The sequence below is a fragment of the Enterococcus sp. LJL51 genome (assembly GCF_054871795.1).
This window is the reverse complement of sequence record NZ_JBTXLW010000004.1, coordinates 245,610-261,463: the sequence shown is the minus strand read 5'-3', so window position 1 is coordinate 261,463 and position 15,854 is coordinate 245,610. Positions and strand designations below refer to the sequence as shown.

Annotated in this window: 19 protein-coding genes; 16 read left to right on the top strand and 3 right to left on the bottom strand. The window is 37.7% G+C overall.

Annotated features, from left to right (window positions below; genetic code table 11):
• Positions 1–6: 6 nt before the first annotated feature.
• A complete protein-coding gene (locus ACYSNQ_RS06555; protein ID WP_426081163.1) occupies positions 7–87 on the top strand; it encodes an IS3 family transposase in 81 nt (26 codons plus the stop codon).
• 473 nt (positions 88–560) lie between these two features.
• Here ACYSNQ_RS06555 and ACYSNQ_RS06550 read toward each other — a convergent pair whose 3' ends face one another.
• On the bottom strand, positions 561–914 hold the full coding sequence (locus ACYSNQ_RS06550) for a hypothetical protein (RefSeq protein ID WP_426082075.1): 354 nt from the start codon (positions 912–914) through the stop codon (positions 561–563).
• 1 nt (position 915) lies between these two features.
• Positions 916–1,353: a helix-turn-helix domain-containing protein gene (locus tag ACYSNQ_RS06545; protein WP_426082074.1), complete on the bottom strand. Its 438-nt coding sequence runs from the start codon at positions 1,351–1,353 to the stop codon at positions 916–918.
• Positions 1,354–1,592: 239 nt separating this feature from the next.
• Here ACYSNQ_RS06545 and ACYSNQ_RS06540 point away from each other — a divergent pair, with 239 nt between their 5' ends.
• The 14 genes from ACYSNQ_RS06540 (at position 1,593) to ACYSNQ_RS06475 (ending at position 14,128) form a co-directional block, all read left to right on the top strand.
• A complete protein-coding gene (locus ACYSNQ_RS06540; RefSeq protein WP_426082073.1) occupies positions 1,593–1,775 on the top strand; it encodes a CopG family transcriptional regulator in 183 nt (60 codons plus the stop codon).
• A 246-nt stretch (positions 1,776–2,021) separates the two neighbouring features.
• Positions 2,022–2,771, top strand: coding sequence for an ATP-grasp domain-containing protein (locus ACYSNQ_RS06535; RefSeq protein WP_426082072.1), 750 nt, complete (start codon positions 2,022–2,024; stop codon positions 2,769–2,771).
• 208 nt (positions 2,772–2,979) lie between these two features.
• A complete protein-coding gene (locus ACYSNQ_RS06530; protein WP_426082071.1) occupies positions 2,980–3,882 on the top strand; it encodes a prenyltransferase in 903 nt (300 codons plus the stop codon).
• A 322-nt stretch (positions 3,883–4,204) separates the two neighbouring features.
• Complete coding sequence (locus ACYSNQ_RS06525; RefSeq protein WP_426082070.1) at positions 4,205–5,083, top strand: AraC family transcriptional regulator; 879 nt, start codon at positions 4,205–4,207, stop codon at positions 5,081–5,083.
• Positions 5,080–5,493, top strand: coding sequence for a DUF3788 family protein (locus tag ACYSNQ_RS06520; protein WP_426082068.1), 414 nt, complete (start codon positions 5,080–5,082; stop codon positions 5,491–5,493). The genes ACYSNQ_RS06525 and ACYSNQ_RS06520 overlap by 4 nt, the downstream gene beginning before the upstream one ends.
• Positions 5,494–6,034: 541 nt before the next feature.
• On the top strand, positions 6,035–7,492 hold the full coding sequence (locus tag ACYSNQ_RS06515; protein WP_426082066.1) for a zinc metalloprotease: 1,458 nt from the start codon (positions 6,035–6,037) through the stop codon (positions 7,490–7,492).
• A gap of 125 nt (positions 7,493–7,617) precedes the next feature.
• Positions 7,618–7,983, top strand: coding sequence for a hypothetical protein (locus tag ACYSNQ_RS06510; RefSeq protein ID WP_426082065.1), 366 nt, complete (start codon positions 7,618–7,620; stop codon positions 7,981–7,983).
• Between the two features lie 127 nt (positions 7,984–8,110).
• The gene (locus ACYSNQ_RS06505; RefSeq protein ID WP_426082064.1) at positions 8,111–8,479 is read left to right on the top strand and encodes a nuclear transport factor 2 family protein; all 369 of its coding nucleotides are present in this window, start codon (positions 8,111–8,113) and stop codon (positions 8,477–8,479) included.
• Between the two features lie 160 nt (positions 8,480–8,639).
• Positions 8,640–9,374, top strand: coding sequence for an MBL fold metallo-hydrolase (locus tag ACYSNQ_RS06500; protein WP_426082063.1), 735 nt, complete (start codon positions 8,640–8,642; stop codon positions 9,372–9,374).
• Positions 9,375–9,646: 272 nt separating this feature from the next.
• Complete coding sequence (locus tag ACYSNQ_RS06495; RefSeq protein ID WP_426082062.1) at positions 9,647–10,186, top strand: RNA polymerase sigma factor; 540 nt, start codon at positions 9,647–9,649, stop codon at positions 10,184–10,186.
• On the top strand, positions 10,183–10,932 hold the full coding sequence (locus ACYSNQ_RS06490; protein ID WP_426082060.1) for a hypothetical protein: 750 nt from the start codon (positions 10,183–10,185) through the stop codon (positions 10,930–10,932). The genes ACYSNQ_RS06495 and ACYSNQ_RS06490 overlap by 4 nt, the downstream gene beginning before the upstream one ends.
• Positions 10,916–11,767 (top strand): ABC transporter ATP-binding protein, encoded by an 852-nt coding sequence (locus tag ACYSNQ_RS06485; protein WP_426082059.1) that lies wholly within the window; start codon positions 10,916–10,918, stop codon positions 11,765–11,767. Before ACYSNQ_RS06490 ends, ACYSNQ_RS06485 begins: the two co-directional genes overlap by 17 nt.
• Positions 11,768–11,994: 227 nt before the next feature.
• Entirely contained in the window at positions 11,995–12,894 is a 900-nt protein-coding gene (locus ACYSNQ_RS06480) for an ABC transporter ATP-binding protein (RefSeq protein WP_426082058.1), read from the top strand.
• The gene (locus ACYSNQ_RS06475; RefSeq protein ID WP_426082057.1) at positions 12,872–14,128 is read left to right on the top strand and encodes an ABC transporter permease subunit; all 1,257 of its coding nucleotides are present in this window, start codon (positions 12,872–12,874) and stop codon (positions 14,126–14,128) included. The genes ACYSNQ_RS06480 and ACYSNQ_RS06475 overlap by 23 nt, the downstream gene beginning before the upstream one ends.
• A 268-nt stretch (positions 14,129–14,396) precedes the next feature.
• Here the strand turns inward: ACYSNQ_RS06475 and ACYSNQ_RS06470 are convergent, their stop codons facing one another.
• Positions 14,397–14,819, bottom strand: coding sequence for a VOC family protein (locus ACYSNQ_RS06470; protein WP_426082055.1), 423 nt, complete (start codon positions 14,817–14,819; stop codon positions 14,397–14,399).
• A gap of 405 nt (positions 14,820–15,224) precedes the next feature.
• Here ACYSNQ_RS06470 and ACYSNQ_RS06465 point away from each other — a divergent pair, with 405 nt between their 5' ends.
• On the top strand, positions 15,225–15,677 hold the full coding sequence (locus ACYSNQ_RS06465) for a helix-turn-helix domain-containing protein (RefSeq protein ID WP_426082054.1): 453 nt from the start codon (positions 15,225–15,227) through the stop codon (positions 15,675–15,677).
• The last annotated feature ends 177 nt before the right edge of the window (positions 15,678–15,854 follow it).

The window sequence follows — 15,854 nt, the reverse complement described above, 5'->3', positions numbered from 1 at the left end:
AATTACATTAAGAATTATAATACCCATAGAATTCAACGGAAGTTGGGTTATCTATCACCGATAGCCTATCGAAAACAGACCGTTTAATCGCCTCTCTTTTGCCCTCTCACTTTTGGGGGTCAGTGCCAAAGTGTTTAGCTCCGAAAACCAGGTAGGTACCGTTCAACATCAGCTCATCCCTCGCTGTGTTTCACAGCAAGAAGACGGATTATCCGAAATTTGTCAAGAAACACTACGAGGGAACCGAGTAGCTGTTGATTGATACCTACCTGAGCTCTTTATATTTTTGAAATCGTTCGGCTTATTTCCGAGAACTTCACCTCTAAGTGCTTTTAGCACTTAGAGGTTGATGCTATTGGAACGAAGTATAGTGAGCTTGCTGTCTCTACGAGTCTAGTGACTCTCGAGACAAAGCATTAGGTTCCTGCAAGCTTGTCTACGGTTTTCACTCTGCTGCGATCCTCGAAGCATATAAAGACTGGAACCCGTTTATTCGGATTTTAGAGAAAGAAGAGTTCAGCCATTTGCTTTTGTTCCATCCTTTTTTAGTGGAGAAATAATTATAAAATTTTTGAAACATGTGTAATTTCTTCGAGCTTTAAAAATAATTGTCGTGTTTTTTTCTTTTCAGTGGTTTGAATGACTACCCATTCATCATCTAAGTCCAACAGAACACCTTCAAGTCGAGTTGAATCACTAGCTGTATAAATGAGATTTGGATTGGTAATCTGGCAAGCAGCACCAATCAGTTCTTCAAGCTGTTGTCTTATTTCTATACGTTCCTGTTCATAAGAGAGCTTTTCTTTTTGTTTTTCCTCTTGATAATTGGGATTTTTGCTTTTAAATAGCTCAATTAAATCATCTAATCGGGAAAACAGCATACTTGCAATAATCAATAAAACAATCCACCACATATTAATTCTCCCCCTTCTCGATACCAACAATGTTTTTGGTGAAAATCAGCTTTTCGATTACTTGATTCTTCTCGGTTAGAATCACACGGATGCTGTTTGGGGAAACGACAGTAATCTTACAATTCGTCAGTGTTGTTTTACCTATGTGAATCCAAGCGTCTGTATCAGGACTCAAATAGATGGTAACTTTCTGATTCAGTAGAGAAAGTAAAAGTGTACTCGTTTTTTTTCTTACAGTGGGTTGTCTGCCGATTAACTCATCCATGGAAACATCATAGAGATTTGCTAAGTCTATCGCTTTATCAATTGTCGGTTGTGCACTACCAGTCTCCCAGTTGGAAATTGTTTGTCTGGTTACATTTATTTCTTGTGCAATCTCTTCCTGAGTAAAACCACGTTCTTTTCGCAGCGTATAAATCAATTCATTAAATTTTGACATTTCAAATCTACCTCCAGAAAAAATTGTACAAAAATAACTGACTTTATTCTATCAAATGTCTTAATATATTACGCAAATTTTTTTAACATTCTCGATTTAGTGGGATTCTTGAAGAAAAAAATTCATAAATATCAATGAGAAATGAGAGCATAAGATTTATCAATTGTTTGTTGCACAAGTGCAACACTTGTGTTGTTATCTAATCAGTATTTTATTATTAACGAGAAAAGAGTGAAACAATGGCTACCGATAAAAATCGTGTAATGATTAGTCTAGATGATAAAAATCTAGAGAAGCTGGAAAATTTGGTTGAAGATGCCCGGGACCGGAGAGGCTTACGGCTGACAAAATCACAGATTATCGAATTATTGCTGAATACTGTAGAAACTTTTGACGATATTATGGGAAACATTCAAAAATAGTTTACGTGAGGGAGCGAGACAAATACTAGAAGTTGCTAACATTGAAGTAAAGTGAGTCGCTGTTCTGCTGCTTTAACGATTCTTGGGAGGTACCTATAAGCTTTTCTACGGTTTTCAATCCATGAAGCAGTGAGGATTTTTGAGACACCGATTATTCGATTCTAAGGGACGGTTTATGTTAATAATCTACCCTTTTTATTTACCAAATAAGTGTTTCACTTGTGAATCACTAGATGGGAGAAGAAAATGACAGTTTATATCAAAGAGACAAAATATCCAATTGAACCGAGTATTGATAAATATAATGCCCTTGTGGGATTTTACCTGAGGGGGGAGGAGATTATTCGCTATCAGTCGATTTATGACATTTTTGAGTTGAGAAAAGAAGATGTTGTGGTAGATTACATCAAAGAAACCTTAGAGCTGCTTCAACTGATGGATATCAAACCTGAATTTGAAGATTATCCGGCGGAGCTTTCTGATTTTTATGGTCGACATATTCGTTCTGGTCTTTTAGGCGAAATAGTCAATATACCTGAAAACTGGGGGCAGTTTGTCAAACCCAAAACGGTTAGCAAGGCATTTACTGGACGTGTTGTCAGGGGAACGAAAGATTTAATAGGGATAGGGTTGCCTTTTGATTTCCCTGTCTGGATTAGTGAAGCTGTCAATTTTTTAGCAGAATGGCGAGTGTTTGTATTGAATGGTTCGATTCTGGATGTCCGCCCCTACCGAGGGGATTATCATGTACATTATGATGCAGCAATTATCGATCAAGCTGTTAAAAGCTGGACAAAGAGCCCCTCCGCTTATGGACTAGATATTGGGGTAACAGATGATGGCAGAACCTTGATTGTCGAAGTAAATGATGGCTTTGCCTTAGGAAATTACGGACTGTTGCCAATATCCTCTGCTATTTTTTCAGAAACCAGATGGCGGGAAATGACGGCGCCTTATTTTGATAAGCATGAACGGCTAATAATTACTCAAGAGTAGCAGAATAGCCGGTAAGAGAGAGTTATTGGTATGAGTTGTTTGAAGCTGCGATTGGTCTGAAAACTATCAAGAGAACAAGCTTTTTGCCAGAATCCAGTATAATGAGAGGTAGTTTTCTGTTGAATGGAACAAAAGCGTTGACAGAAGCAAGTCGGCTAGATAGGATAAGAGCTTGGAGACAAACTTTATTTAGTATAGGAGCTTATTCATGTCATTCAAAATTATCTGGGAGCTAGGCGAGATTTATACTGCACCGCTGAATTTTTTTCTGATTCTGTTAGGAATGTCCTATTCCAGCTATCATTATGGTGTTTTCTTCAACTGGCGTATTCTTTTATTTACACTTACATTGAGTTTTATTCATGTTGCGGTCAATATTTTCAATAACTATATGGACTACCAAAATGCCAAAGATGAAGAATATAAGACGAAAACAAATATTATTGGCCGAGAACAGCTGAAGCTTTCTACAGTAAGGAAACTTTTTTTTGTGTTCCTACTCTTGTCTATGGTGACAGGAGCAATTCTGACTTGGTCTTCTGACTATTTCATTTTGCTGCTGGGAATCGTCGGCTACTATGTGGGCTTAGGGTATTCTTATGGCATTCGGCCAATCAATAGTTTACCTATTGCTGAGACCATACCGGCTGTTCTAAGCGGCTATATGATCCCTGCGATGAGTGTTTACTTGACTGCGTATGGAAAGACTGAAATCAACGGCAGCTTCTGGGGACAGACCCTGCTGGCATTCAGTCCAATGGTTCTTTGTATGTTTAATAATTTGTTAGCAAATAATACCTGCGATTTGGAAGAGGACATTCGGAACAATCGGAAAACACTCGTTTACTATATTGGCAAAAAGCAAAGTGTACGCTTACTACTGGTTTTTCTAGGCTTGAGCTTCTTAGTGATGGTCGCGAGTGTCTTTCTTCAGGCCGCTCCGCCCACCGTGTTATTAAGCTTACTGTTGCTGCCGCTCATCATTAAGCTGATTCAACCTTATGTTAGAGCGCAAATAAAGACACAGACCTTTCCCCTGGTGCTTAAGGCAATGTCGCTAATGATGGTACTTTATCCAGTATTTTATTTACTGGGCAGCTTTAGCTATTAAGTGAATAAATGTAACTGGCCGTAGTATGACTTGAATCATGCTGCGGTCTTTTTTCTTTAGTTCTAAAAAGAAAAAGCTTCTTTTAATTATTAATGTTGACAAATATGGCAGGTATGGGTAGCGGCTGTTTCGATAACTATTCCTTGAAAGAAACTAGCTCCACTTATCTTTGAGTGTTAGCCTATATATTGATTCTCCGCTAGAGTTTTCAGACCCCCTCTAATGTACATGCTCTCTAATTATTATGTCAGAGGAGAGGACGGAATATTGTTAGTGCCTTATAATAAAGTATACGAATAGACTACTGTTGGAGATGATGAAAATGGATTGGATAGAGAAAATGAATGAGGCAATTAGTTATATTGAACAACATATTACCGAGACATTGAGTACTGAGGATATTGCTAAGGTAGCTGGCTGCTCCTCCTATCATTTTCAGAGAATGTTTGCTTATATGACTGGCGTTCCCTTGTCGGAATATATTCGGCGAAGAAGGATGTCTTTAGCAGTAGCTGATTTAAAAAGCGCTGATATGAAAATCATGGATGTAGCATTAAAATACGGCTACCGCTCACCCACTGCATTTAACCGTGCTTTTCAAAGCGTACACGGAATAGCACCGTCACTTGTTAAATTAGAGGGTGTATCGGTCAAATCATATACACCTCTTAGCTTTCAAATAGTCGTAAAAGGAGTGGAAAGTCTGGATTTCAGGATTGAGACAAAAGAGGCCTTTCGTGTTGTAGGTATCTCTATTCCGCTTTTTGGGGATTTTGAGAGTATGAATGAGCCGATTGAACAGGTTTGGAAATTTGCTGAGAGCAACGGTACAATTAAGAAGCTGAAAAGTTTAATGGGAAACGAGTCATCAGGCTTACTTGAAGTGATGATGCCAGATGAAAATACTGAAACTTGGCGGTATTTAATTTCGGTTGCAGCCGACACGCCAATTGAGGAGCCTTTAGAGGAACATATAGTCGCTGCCTATACCTGGGCCATTTTTTCGTATGAAGGAAAAACAATTGAAGAAACACAGGAGCTGGGAAACCGCGTAATCTCAGAATGGCTGCCAACAAGCGGATATGAATATGACAATGGTCCGGATATTTCAGTACATGCTAAAGAAAACTCGGAGGGAGCAATTCTTGAGTATTGGGTACCAATTAAAAAACTGAGTAAAAGTGAGGCTGAAATACTATGATAGATTTTAAAAAAGATAAAAATATCGAACCGACTGCTGAAAATTTAAGAATTGTTTTAGGAAATAGCTTTTCTGCGTACAAAACATTAGTAGAAAAGTTAGCAGATTTTGAAGTGGTTCTTGAGTGGCGTTTTTACAGAGATGGGGGATGGCTTGCCAAGGCAGTTCGTAAGAAAAAAACAATATTTTGGGGAGAAGCAAAGAATGGTTATTTCACTATTGCTTTTCATTTTAATGAAGGAAACAAACAGGGTGTTTTTGTATTAGCTATAGCAGATGAGTTAAAACAAGCTTTTTCAAAAGCTTCACTCATTGGTGGTAAGTGGACTACGCTAAAAATCGATATCTATAGTGAAAGTGAGTTGCCTGATGTTTACCAATTAATAGAGTATAAAAAGAAAGCCAAGTAACAGAAATACAAGAAGTAATCATGTAATGATTAGCCTAATCATTCATAGAAAAAATTTATACAGCGACTGACAAATTTAACAGCGAATAAAATCTATTGCTTTAAAGGTTGAGTGATTAAGCTATAACTGGTGGTTTTGAGGAACAATCAAAGCCGCCAGTTTCTATATCGTAGTGAGCGTGTTAACTAGGAGAAACTAAACTGGAATAAGGAACCTTTTCTTTATAAGATGTTTAAATATGACTTAATCCATGATTAAATGGTATTACGCTATATAAAAAAAGAAGAATTTATTCGACAATAGCTGTGGACCTTTCAAGATAATTTTTCTATAAGGAATAATCTATCAAATACAAGCAAAAAGGAGAGCTAGAAGTAACAAGCAATAAAAAGCACATTCAACTATTAGCTGAACACGTCTGAAGAAATTATTAGGTATTTTTAGATGTTCCAATAGAAATTTTTGGATAGTTTATAATGAATAGTGGGTAAAGAAAAAGGAATAATATTTTGATTAAATTTTATTTAGGGGGAGTAAAAATATGCTAAGAAAATGTGTTATTTTGGGAAGTTTGTTAATTGCAGGTACAATTCTGTCTTTTGAAAATGTCGAAGCTGCAAATGCGTCTGTAAATCAAAAAACTACGTATTATCAAAGAACTGCTCAGCACTACAATCCAGAAGGATCAATTGACTTGTCCTACTACACTCAATCAGAGTTGGAATCACTGACAAAAATTACTCATGGGAGTGAATATCACGGGAATACTAGCCTTGATAAAGCTGCTACTGACCACATTTATGTGCTAGAAAACGCACCACTTCCCAACTTTGTTGGAACCGATGGAATTCTTCAATTATACAATGAGTCTGAGATGATGACAGATACAATGGTTCAAGCTGCTGCTAAATATTGGAACACATTAGCTGGAACGACCATTGTGGAAGTCGTATCTTCGCCAGAAAAAAGTGATGAGATTATACACGATTCTCCAGAAAAATTAGGAGCATTAGGTGGACAGACCTATAGTGGTGATGGCATACTGTTTTACCCAAATCAATGGGCAATTGATTCATTAGACCCTGCTGCTCAACTAGATTGGAAAGAGTCAACTCTAATTCATGAAATTGGACATGCTCTTGGTATTCCTCACTTGGGTGGCGGCGAAGATGGCTATAATGCTCAAAGAGACAATATTTCAGGAACTGAATTTATGGCGCCGTGGACTACTGGATTATGGAACTCGCCTAAAGAAAATAGCAATGGTGTAAAAAGTACGGCAGTCGATGCGGCAGCTTTAGCACTTGCTGGTTTAAGCTGGGAGCAGCCTAAAAAACTTTCATCATGGATTTTGACAAGTCCTGAAGGGTTTGTTAACTACCATGATGGTAAAATAACAACGAATCTTGATACGTTATTCGGAATAAGGATTGATTTTGAAGGAAACTATATTCAAACAAAGCAACAAGTTAATGTAGTCTCTTCAATCATTAAAAACTACAATGTCTACACTATAAATGAGGAAGTACTGAATAATAAAGCTGGTATCAGTAGTGCAAAAGTTGTAGGAACGACTAATGGTATGGGATTAACTGATAAAGATCTCACTATTTTGGCGTACTATACATCTACCAAAGGAAACTCTTATTACAAAATTTCAGCAGATGGACAGGAATATGTTGTTAACTCCAGAGCTTTCGATACTAAGTTTGGTATTGAAATTGATTTTAAAGAAAACTATATACAGACAAAAAAAGAAGTAAGCACAGTGTTATCCATAATAAAGAATTACAATGTTTATACTATTGACGAAGCGGTATTGGAATTAGGCTTTGGACGATCCGCTGCAAAAACCGTTCAAACAACTAACGGATTAGGATTGATTGGTAAAGAAGTAAATATTATCGCCTATTACACTTCTACGAAAGGGAACCCGTATTATAAAATTTCAGTAGATGGGCAGGAGTATGTTGTTAACATTGCGGCTTTTGAAAGCTGAAATATATAAGGTGACTATAGATTAATAGGTTCTGTAGACAGGTTCATAGAAAGCGAAAGAGTTGACGTCTGAGGGCTATGCGCGGAATAGCATCAAAAAGGATACAAATGAATGGAGTTGATTTGTTGGGTAAGAATATACTGAGACAAAAAAGTTCAGTACAAGGCTGTGGGTATTTATTTTTGCTGGCGCTTATTTTGATTATCCCCATAGGATTCGGCGTAGTCAAAGTCAGTGACAATCTTTTTAACAATCCCAATGAACAGATACTATCTCAACTGCCAAATTTTATAGAGGTTCCCAGTTATGACCCTAAGGATGATTTCCCTATGATAAGCGAAAGTGAGAAAGCTTCAAAAAACGAGATGTGGTACGAGATTAGAATACAAGCTGCTAATCAAAAGGAGTATTTGTACTCAGTAAAAGTAGTCATTAGGAAGAAACTATTTCTGCAGCCGAAATTAAACGTAACAGAAGTTATAGAGCATTAAGCTCAACCAGTTTATTAGTTTATTTAATAATTCCCCAAAAGCTCAATAGCTGGAATCAATAGCATAACCTGAAATCTCCTCACGTTGTTCGGCTTCTAAAAAGATTAATAATTGAAGGAGAAAAACAATGAAAAGAGACATAGTATTGGATTTTGTTGCTGCAATTAATCATCAGGACTTGCCTCAAATTATTCAAATGATGTCAGAAGATTTCTGTTTTATTGATACCTATGGAGATAAAGAAGACAAAGAACAAATGAAGATAGGCTGGCAGGGCTATTTCGATTGGTTTCCAGACTATACTATTGAAGTAGATGATTATATTGAAAGCGAGAAATTCTCAATGATAATCGGAACAGCAAGTGCTTCATACCTAGGAAACAAAAGTAAATCATGGTATTTTCCAGCATGCTGGAAAGTAGTAGTTAAAAATAATCAAATACAATTATGGCAAGTGTTTTGTGATTCGAAAAAGCAACTGGATTCTATGAAGTAAAAGTTCGTAAGATTTTCAAAAAGAGTGGTAAGGATTGTAGTCATTCAAAAATGATATTCTTAAAATAAGATAAACTAGAGCCTGTCTAAAAACTATAGGAAAAACAAGCTTTTCAGACATAATCTAGTAGAAATAAAAGTTGAATGCAAAAGGAGTAGTTATGGAAAAGAGAATTCTTGACCCGCACAGTTATGCGTATATTTTTAATGAATTAGATCCATTTATAACCATGGTCTTTGTTTTAATTAAACCAGAAGCAGTTTATATTATTGACACGTATTGCGGTTCTGAGTATATGGCTGAAATCATGGCGGATATTGAAAATGAACTGAAGGGGAAAAAGCTGTATGTTATCAACACGCATTTTCATTGGGATCATGTTTGGGGAAATCCTTATTTTGAACAGACGCCAATTATCGCCCATTACCTGTGCGGTACGCTCATGGAAGAATCATGGGAGACAGACCTTAGCGAGGAAGGACAACACTTTAAAGGAGAGAAACGGCTGGTGAAGCCTACGGTGTTGATTGAGGACGCCGGTAGCTGGGAAAATGAAGATATCTATATTTTTCATACGCCTGGGCATACTAGAGATGGTCTGTCGGTTTTGGATAAGAAATCAGATTTTCTTTATGTAGGGGATAATCTTGAACGTCCAATTATTCAAATTTACGAAAATAATCTTGATGTATATACGGATACTCTGAACAAATATGTTCAAATGAACCCTAAGCAGATTCATGCCGGACATAGTTTAGCCATCACGCTTACAGAGATAGAGGAGACAATACAGTATATTGACGCATTGAAGACAGGAAAACCGCTTGAACTAGGTGATTCATTTTGTCAGGAAATCCACGAAAGTAATCAGCGTTACGCGGCCGCTGAAGAATAAATAAAGCTCTAATAGTTACGAAAAAGCTTTGTTTTTTAGTAGTTTAACTATAAAATTACTGAATTAAGCGCAAGCTTTCATAAAAAACGTTTTTCCAATTCCTAATTATTTCTTATAGTTAATTTTCGACACCTGATGAATCGACCGATTTATTGGGTGTCTTTATAGTTATTTTATAAGGCAGGTTTGCTGTTTGAAATAGAATAAAAAATAGTAGAAAATTAAAACTTTTTTACTATCCATCGGTTAATAATAGATGAGGGGGTGTTTCAGTGGATGAGTGGTTATTGATTTATTACAGTAAAAAAGGAGATCGCCGCGCGTTGAACGAACTGATTGAAAATTATTATCAGGATATTTACCGCTACTGTTATCGGAGATGTTTTGGAAATCAGGGACTAGCGGAGGAAATCACTCAGGAAGTTTTTCTGCGGCTGGTTCATCATATTAAGAGCTATCGTTTTACGGGAAAGTTTCGCAACTACTTATTTACCATTGCGGTTAACCTTTGCACCAATACACTAGCCAAAAAACAGCTGCCCAATTTGTCCATAGATACAGAACTGCTGGCTGCGGATGTCAGCACGAATCCTGTTGAGCAGACCCTGGAGTCAGAAAAAAAATTAATAATTAAAGGGCTGATTGATGAGCTTCCCCCGATTCAAAAAGACGTTATTATTCTGCGGTACTATCATAACCTTAGGCTAAAGGATATTGCCCAGATTTTGGAAATCCCCTTGTCAACAGTAAAATCCAGATTGAAGCAGGGGCAGATAAAAATAAAAAGCAGGCTGGAGGAAGAAAATCTATGAATACTGATTTAGATAATCAATTAAAAGATGTACTTAACCGTTATCAGGTAGAGGATTCTAATAAACAGAAGCAGACGATTCACTTAGCAGAACAAGCTTTGGCTTCACAGGATTTTCCTCAAACGCTGCTGAAGCAGCTGGTGAATCAGATACGCTACTTATCGCCATCATTTATTCTTATACAGCTGCTTTTGACATTAGTTATCCTAATTATGATTGGAAGAGATTATACCTCATCTGGTTCAGTCATGATGTATTCTCTGGCGTTTAGTGTACTGCTTTGCTTAACCATGCTTCCGGAATTATTGAAAAGCTTCATTTATTCAACCTGGCAGATTGAGAAGTCCTGCCGCTACGCCTTTCATCAAGTTCTGCTGATGCGTTATTTTGCCCTAGGACTTATCGAATTTCTACTGCTGCTGACAGCTGGATCAATAACGGCATTTTTTTCTGACAGCTCATTTCTTTTAACATTGCTGCGCTTCTTTGTTCCTTTTACGGTTATTAGTGGAATAAGCTTAGGGGTTGTCACTATGACGAATAGCTTTCTTTCCTTCTGGGGGCAACAGGTAGTGACGGTGGTATTAATCATTCTGTTGTTAAAAGGTGTTGACGGCATCATTTCATTGAATCAGCTTACAGAGATTCAATGGATTTTAGCAGGTCTAGGAGGGAGCCTTTTGTCTTTGATTTCCATGCTATTTCTGAGCCGAAAAGGAGGTGTAAGACTTGGAATTAACCGTTAAAAAATTGAGTCTTTTGAACGAAAAAAAACTAATTTTAGACCGAATTAGCTTTTCCTTGAGGAAGGGGCTTTATTGCTTAGCTGGTCCAAATGGTTCAGGCAAGACCTCCCTTTTAGCAATTTTAGCAGGTATTTCTGACAGAACGCTGGGAGATATTATGGTAGCCCAGGAGCTTCAAGGAACCCTAGGAGAGGATTATCGAAACAAATTAGGCTTTTTGCCCCAAGCATTCGGACTAATTCCGACGATGACACCGGTTCGCTTTCTAAAGTATATAGCAGGCTTGAAGGGCATTCCTGCTTATCAGGCGAAGCAGCAAATCAATGATTTATTGATGGAGTTAGGCTTATCGGATAAAAAGAATCGGAAGATAGCGAAGCTGTCTATGGGAGAGCATCAGCGGATAGGTATTGCACAGGCGTTATTAAATAATCCGGAGCTAATCCTCCTTGATGAACCCTTTAACCATCTGGATCCTGAACAGCGGATAGCTTTAAGAAGGCTACTCAAGCAGCTTTCCCAGAAACGAACGATTCTTTATTCCACTCACCTAGTTAGTGAAATAGGGGAAGCAGACGAGATATTGCTGTTAAAATCAGGAGAGCTAATAGCCAAGGAGTCGCTTGCCGACTTAACTACTAAATTTGACGGGATGATTTGGGAAATAACAGAGGCGGTAGAAGCACAGCTTATGAAGGGGAAAATATTGAGTAGAGTCCTGCAGGCTTCTCAAAAAAAGCTTCGCGTTTATAGTGAACAGCAGCCACATCTGACGGCTGTTCAGGTCAAACCGACTGTTGAAGATATTTATTTTTATTATATGAATCCAGGTTAAAGGAACGGGTAGCTAGTGAATTGGTAGACGAAGTGAAAATCAGTTGAATCAATACTTGTTTCTAAATTAGAGAAAATGATTTTGTCAGGGACGATCAGTGTATTAATGAAAGGAACAATTGCTACAACAAGCAGAACGATAGAGGTACGAAGAGACAACTATACGTAAAGAAAGTAGGATAAGCTCTTGTTTTTATCAAGTGCTGTTTACTAAAGGAGGCTGAAACAATGAAATTGGAGTATTTAAACCTGACAAAACAATTTAAGGACATTGAAGCAGTAAAAAATTTTTCACTGACGTTAACCCCTGGAATATATGGATTATTAGGAGCAAATGGTTCTGGAAAATCCACGTTAATGAACATGACCTGCGGGCTGTTAAAGCCAACCTCAGGGGAAATTCTTTTTGATGGTCAGCCCATCAAAAAAATAGAGGATGCCTTTCTGGAAAAAATTGGTTATCTACCTCAGCGGTTTGGGTATTATGAGGAATTCTCTGTGGGGGAGTTTTTACGTTATATGGGACTTATCAAGGGGATGAAAAGCAGTAGTATAAATCAGAGAATTGATGAAGTATTAACAGTGGTAGGCTTGAAGGAGCTGACTAACCGGAAAATGAATACTCTGTCGGGCGGAATGAAGCAGCGGGTTGGTATTGCCCAAGCAGTTATCAACAATCCTAAAATACTGATTTTAGATGAACCGACAGTTGGTTTAGATCCACAAGAACGTGTTAATTTTAGAAATCTTATTTCAAATCTGGCGGATGACCGGATTGTCTTATTGTCCACACATATCGTTTCAGATGTAGAGTATATTTCTGACCGAATCGTTATTATGAAGCAAGGCCAGATATTGCTGGAAAGCCCAACTCATGAAGCTGTTAATATTGTTCAGAACAAAGTTTGGCTAGCAACGGTGAACCAGCAAGAACTAGCTGCTATCCCTCACTTAACTATTGCCAACATTCATTACAGTGGGGATACTATTCAACTGCGGATTATCAGCGAGGAGCAGCCGCTGGAAAACGCAGAACTGACTGAGCCGGTCATGGAGGATGTTTATCTATATTACTTCAAGGAAAAAAGCGAGGAGAGGATTTCTAATGATAGAATTAATCAGATTTGAATGGGAAAAGATTTTTAAGCGTAAATCCACGCTGATTAGCTTAGCAATTATTAGCTTATTCACTATCTGGCTATTCATTTTGCCCGCTTTTCAAGTGCAGACGACTGATCTACAAGGGAAAACCTACAAAGGCTTGAGTGCTGTTAATATTCAAAAAGAACTTATTCGACAGCAACCGAATGTATTGACTGAAGAGGTGCTTGGCGCAGTGGTTGAAGAATATCAGCAGATTGCTGCAAACCCGGCCAGCTATATTGAAAACGAAGAGGGCGAAAAAGAATTCACCTCTGAGATTATTCATTCATTTTATAATCAAAATTATGCGCTGTTGTCTTTGGTTGCCAGTACTTTCTATGACCCTCAGTACTATACAACGCCTGACTATGCATTGAAAATTCCAGTTGAAGAAGATGGCACACTGGGATTTTATCAGCAATATCAGCAAAATCAAGCAGCGATGCTGGCAAGAGATATTCCAGAAAATGGCGGAGCGTTAACCGAGTCGGCAAAGAGCTATTGGCAGAAAAAAACTGCGGCTGTTTCAGCGCCTTACCGTTATGGTTATTATGCAGGCTGGAACAATATAGGTGATCGAATCGGATTTATTCCGTTGCTCATCCTGATGATTTGTCTTTCGCTTGCTCCTATTTTTGCCGGAGAGTATCAAAATGGGACAGCGGTTCTAATTCTTTCCAGTAAATTTGGCAAAAGTAAAGTATTGGCTGCTAAAGTTGCTGCTGCCTATCTTTTCGGATTGTTCGTATATGGCATAACCATGCTGCTCGCATTTGGAGGAACCTTTGCCCTTTTTGGAAGTGAAGGAGGCGAGCTGCCGATACAGTTGAGAGTGCCCAATTCTCCATTTCCCTGGACGTTTAGTGAGATGGTTTGGATTCACTTCGGATTAGGACTGCTGGTTCTTTTTGGAATGATTGGGGTGACACTTCTTCTCTCTTCACGATTGAGTACGCCGGTTCCTGTGCTGGTCACAAATGTATTGCTGCTAATGATGCCGTTTATTATGCCGAAGTCCACTGCCTCGGTACTGTATAACTGGATAGTTAATCTGCTGCCGGGGGTTCAGCTGAATATGAAATTCGTCAGTAATATCACCTACAACATAGCAGGCTGGACAACGAATCTTTTTACTATCAACGTACTTGTGTATTTATTGATTATCTTGGTGACTGTTCCACTTGCTATTCGCAGTTTTCGTGAACATCAGACAGCATAGAAAATTGCGCAGCAGAGTAGCTGATAAGTGTTTGAGTTGAGAGTATGATTGTTTTGATATGATTAAATAAGAGCTAATAATATGAGGCTATGACAAAAGAGTTTTAGCTTATGAAATGAGGCTGAATATACTGAAAATAGGAGAAACTATTTTCGTCTATTCAGCCTTATTTTCAAAGAAGCTAATAAATACTGTATTCAGTTTTAGGGACAGAGACATACAAGTCTCGCCTCCCATTTTTATTGCTGAAAAATGATACTGAGCCTTCCTAGTTGAATTTTTCTGAAACACGATCAATTACAGTTTCAAAGGAATCAGTTGTTTCTGTTCCTGCTTGTGTCAATGTAATCAGATAGCCGTCGCAATCTCTAATGGTCATTTCTTCTGCGTTCCAAGGCTGTTTTTCAAGTGCTTCAATGATAAATTTTTCTGGTATACGTTCTGCAAGCTCATGCAGATGATCAACGGTTAAATTCATTCGTAATCCGTCTCCCGCAGTGAAAGCTTCTGATTGAATCAGCATAATATCCTGATAATTTTTCAGACGTAAATGATTCATGCTCACTTCGTTATTTTCATTTTTAAATGCAAATAATGAAGTGAATCCCAATAAATCTGTATACCAAGCTGCTGCTTTTTGAATATCCTTCACCATTAATTTATTAAACATCGGCATTAAATAAACATCCAAGCCGCCCACCTCCTTTCTTCGCTGCTAAATTCAGCATAAGCTATAACGCCGCGTAAATGTCAACAAGAAAAAGGCAGCCAGCATTCTAAATTATGATACACTAAATAAAGAAGGTCACTAGAGGATGAAAAGAAATGGAGAATTACTTAGAAAATTTACTTCAGTACATAGAAAAATAGGTTGAAAGTAATGATTGATATCTGTAATTATATTAGGGGCAAGTATAGAAGGGGAAAAAACTGCGGCTGCTGTTTGTTCATAGCGTGTAGATAGATTTCGCATAGATGGATTGTTGCTTGATAAATCAACGTTAGTAAGATATTTCTAGGCTTCTTTTACAGATTAGGCAGCTATTGGATGGCAAGGTATCATTAAGTAAAAGACAATAGTAGTTGAGGAGGGATGATGATAGATTTAGCAAGATTTTTAAAACAAAGGCGCAAAGATTGCTGTTTAACTCAAGAAGAAGTAGCTGGAAAAATATTAGTCAATCAAAAATCTATTTCAAATTGGGAAAACGGTAAAACAGTACCTGATATTTATAATTTAAGTGCCTTGGCTAAACTATATGATTTTTCCTTAGATAAACTATTATTGAAGGAATCGAAAATGATGAATGACATCAAAGTAATTGGAGATACACAGAGAGTAAAGTGCTGGCTGAAGCTGGCAGCGATTGAACTAGTAATTGGTGTGGCAAGTTTGATTGCTGTAACGAAGTATATCGGAACCAAGAATAGTTTAGGTGTTCTCTTGCTAACAGGCGGAGCTGTTTCCATTGGAATGATGGTGGACTCTATTTTAAAAGCAATACTAGTTAAAACTATGGATACAGCGAATCGTAAAAAAACATACTAAGAATGGATTTTGGTCAGTAATAAATAGTTAGGCACTTGTCTGTCTACCTCCGAATAAGGAATGTTCTAAAAGCAGCTTCTTCGGAAATAAACCGTACTATATTGAAAATGTGGAGACATTTTCGTATAGTACGGTTTATTTGTTGATGCAAAATACTTTTGGTCAACTCCTATATTT

Coding starts and splice junctions, on each gene's coding strand:
- ACYSNQ_RS06475 (WP_426082057.1), top strand. CDS start 12,872: ATGATAGAATTAATCAGATTTGAATGGGAAAAGATTTTTAAGCGTAAA.
- ACYSNQ_RS06535 (WP_426082072.1), top strand. CDS start 2,022: ATGACAGTTTATATCAAAGAGACAAAATATCCAATTGAACCGAGTATT.
- ACYSNQ_RS06540 (WP_426082073.1), top strand. CDS start 1,593: ATGGCTACCGATAAAAATCGTGTAATGATTAGTCTAGATGATAAAAAT.
- ACYSNQ_RS06490 (WP_426082060.1), top strand. CDS start 10,183: ATGAATACTGATTTAGATAATCAATTAAAAGATGTACTTAACCGTTAT.
- ACYSNQ_RS06515 (WP_426082066.1), top strand. CDS start 6,035: ATGCTAAGAAAATGTGTTATTTTGGGAAGTTTGTTAATTGCAGGTACA.
- ACYSNQ_RS06500 (WP_426082063.1), top strand. CDS start 8,640: ATGGAAAAGAGAATTCTTGACCCGCACAGTTATGCGTATATTTTTAAT.
- ACYSNQ_RS06465 (WP_426082054.1), top strand. CDS start 15,225: ATGATAGATTTAGCAAGATTTTTAAAACAAAGGCGCAAAGATTGCTGT.
- ACYSNQ_RS06545 (WP_426082074.1), bottom strand. CDS start 1,353: ATGTCAAAATTTAATGAATTGATTTATACGCTGCGAAAAGAACGTGGT.
- ACYSNQ_RS06525 (WP_426082070.1), top strand. CDS start 4,205: ATGGATTGGATAGAGAAAATGAATGAGGCAATTAGTTATATTGAACAA.
- ACYSNQ_RS06520 (WP_426082068.1), top strand. CDS start 5,080: ATGATAGATTTTAAAAAAGATAAAAATATCGAACCGACTGCTGAAAAT.
- ACYSNQ_RS06480 (WP_426082058.1), top strand. CDS start 11,995: ATGAAATTGGAGTATTTAAACCTGACAAAACAATTTAAGGACATTGAA.
- ACYSNQ_RS06505 (WP_426082064.1), top strand. CDS start 8,111: ATGAAAAGAGACATAGTATTGGATTTTGTTGCTGCAATTAATCATCAG.
- ACYSNQ_RS06530 (WP_426082071.1), top strand. CDS start 2,980: ATGTCATTCAAAATTATCTGGGAGCTAGGCGAGATTTATACTGCACCG.
- ACYSNQ_RS06550 (WP_426082075.1), bottom strand. CDS start 914: ATGTGGTGGATTGTTTTATTGATTATTGCAAGTATGCTGTTTTCCCGA.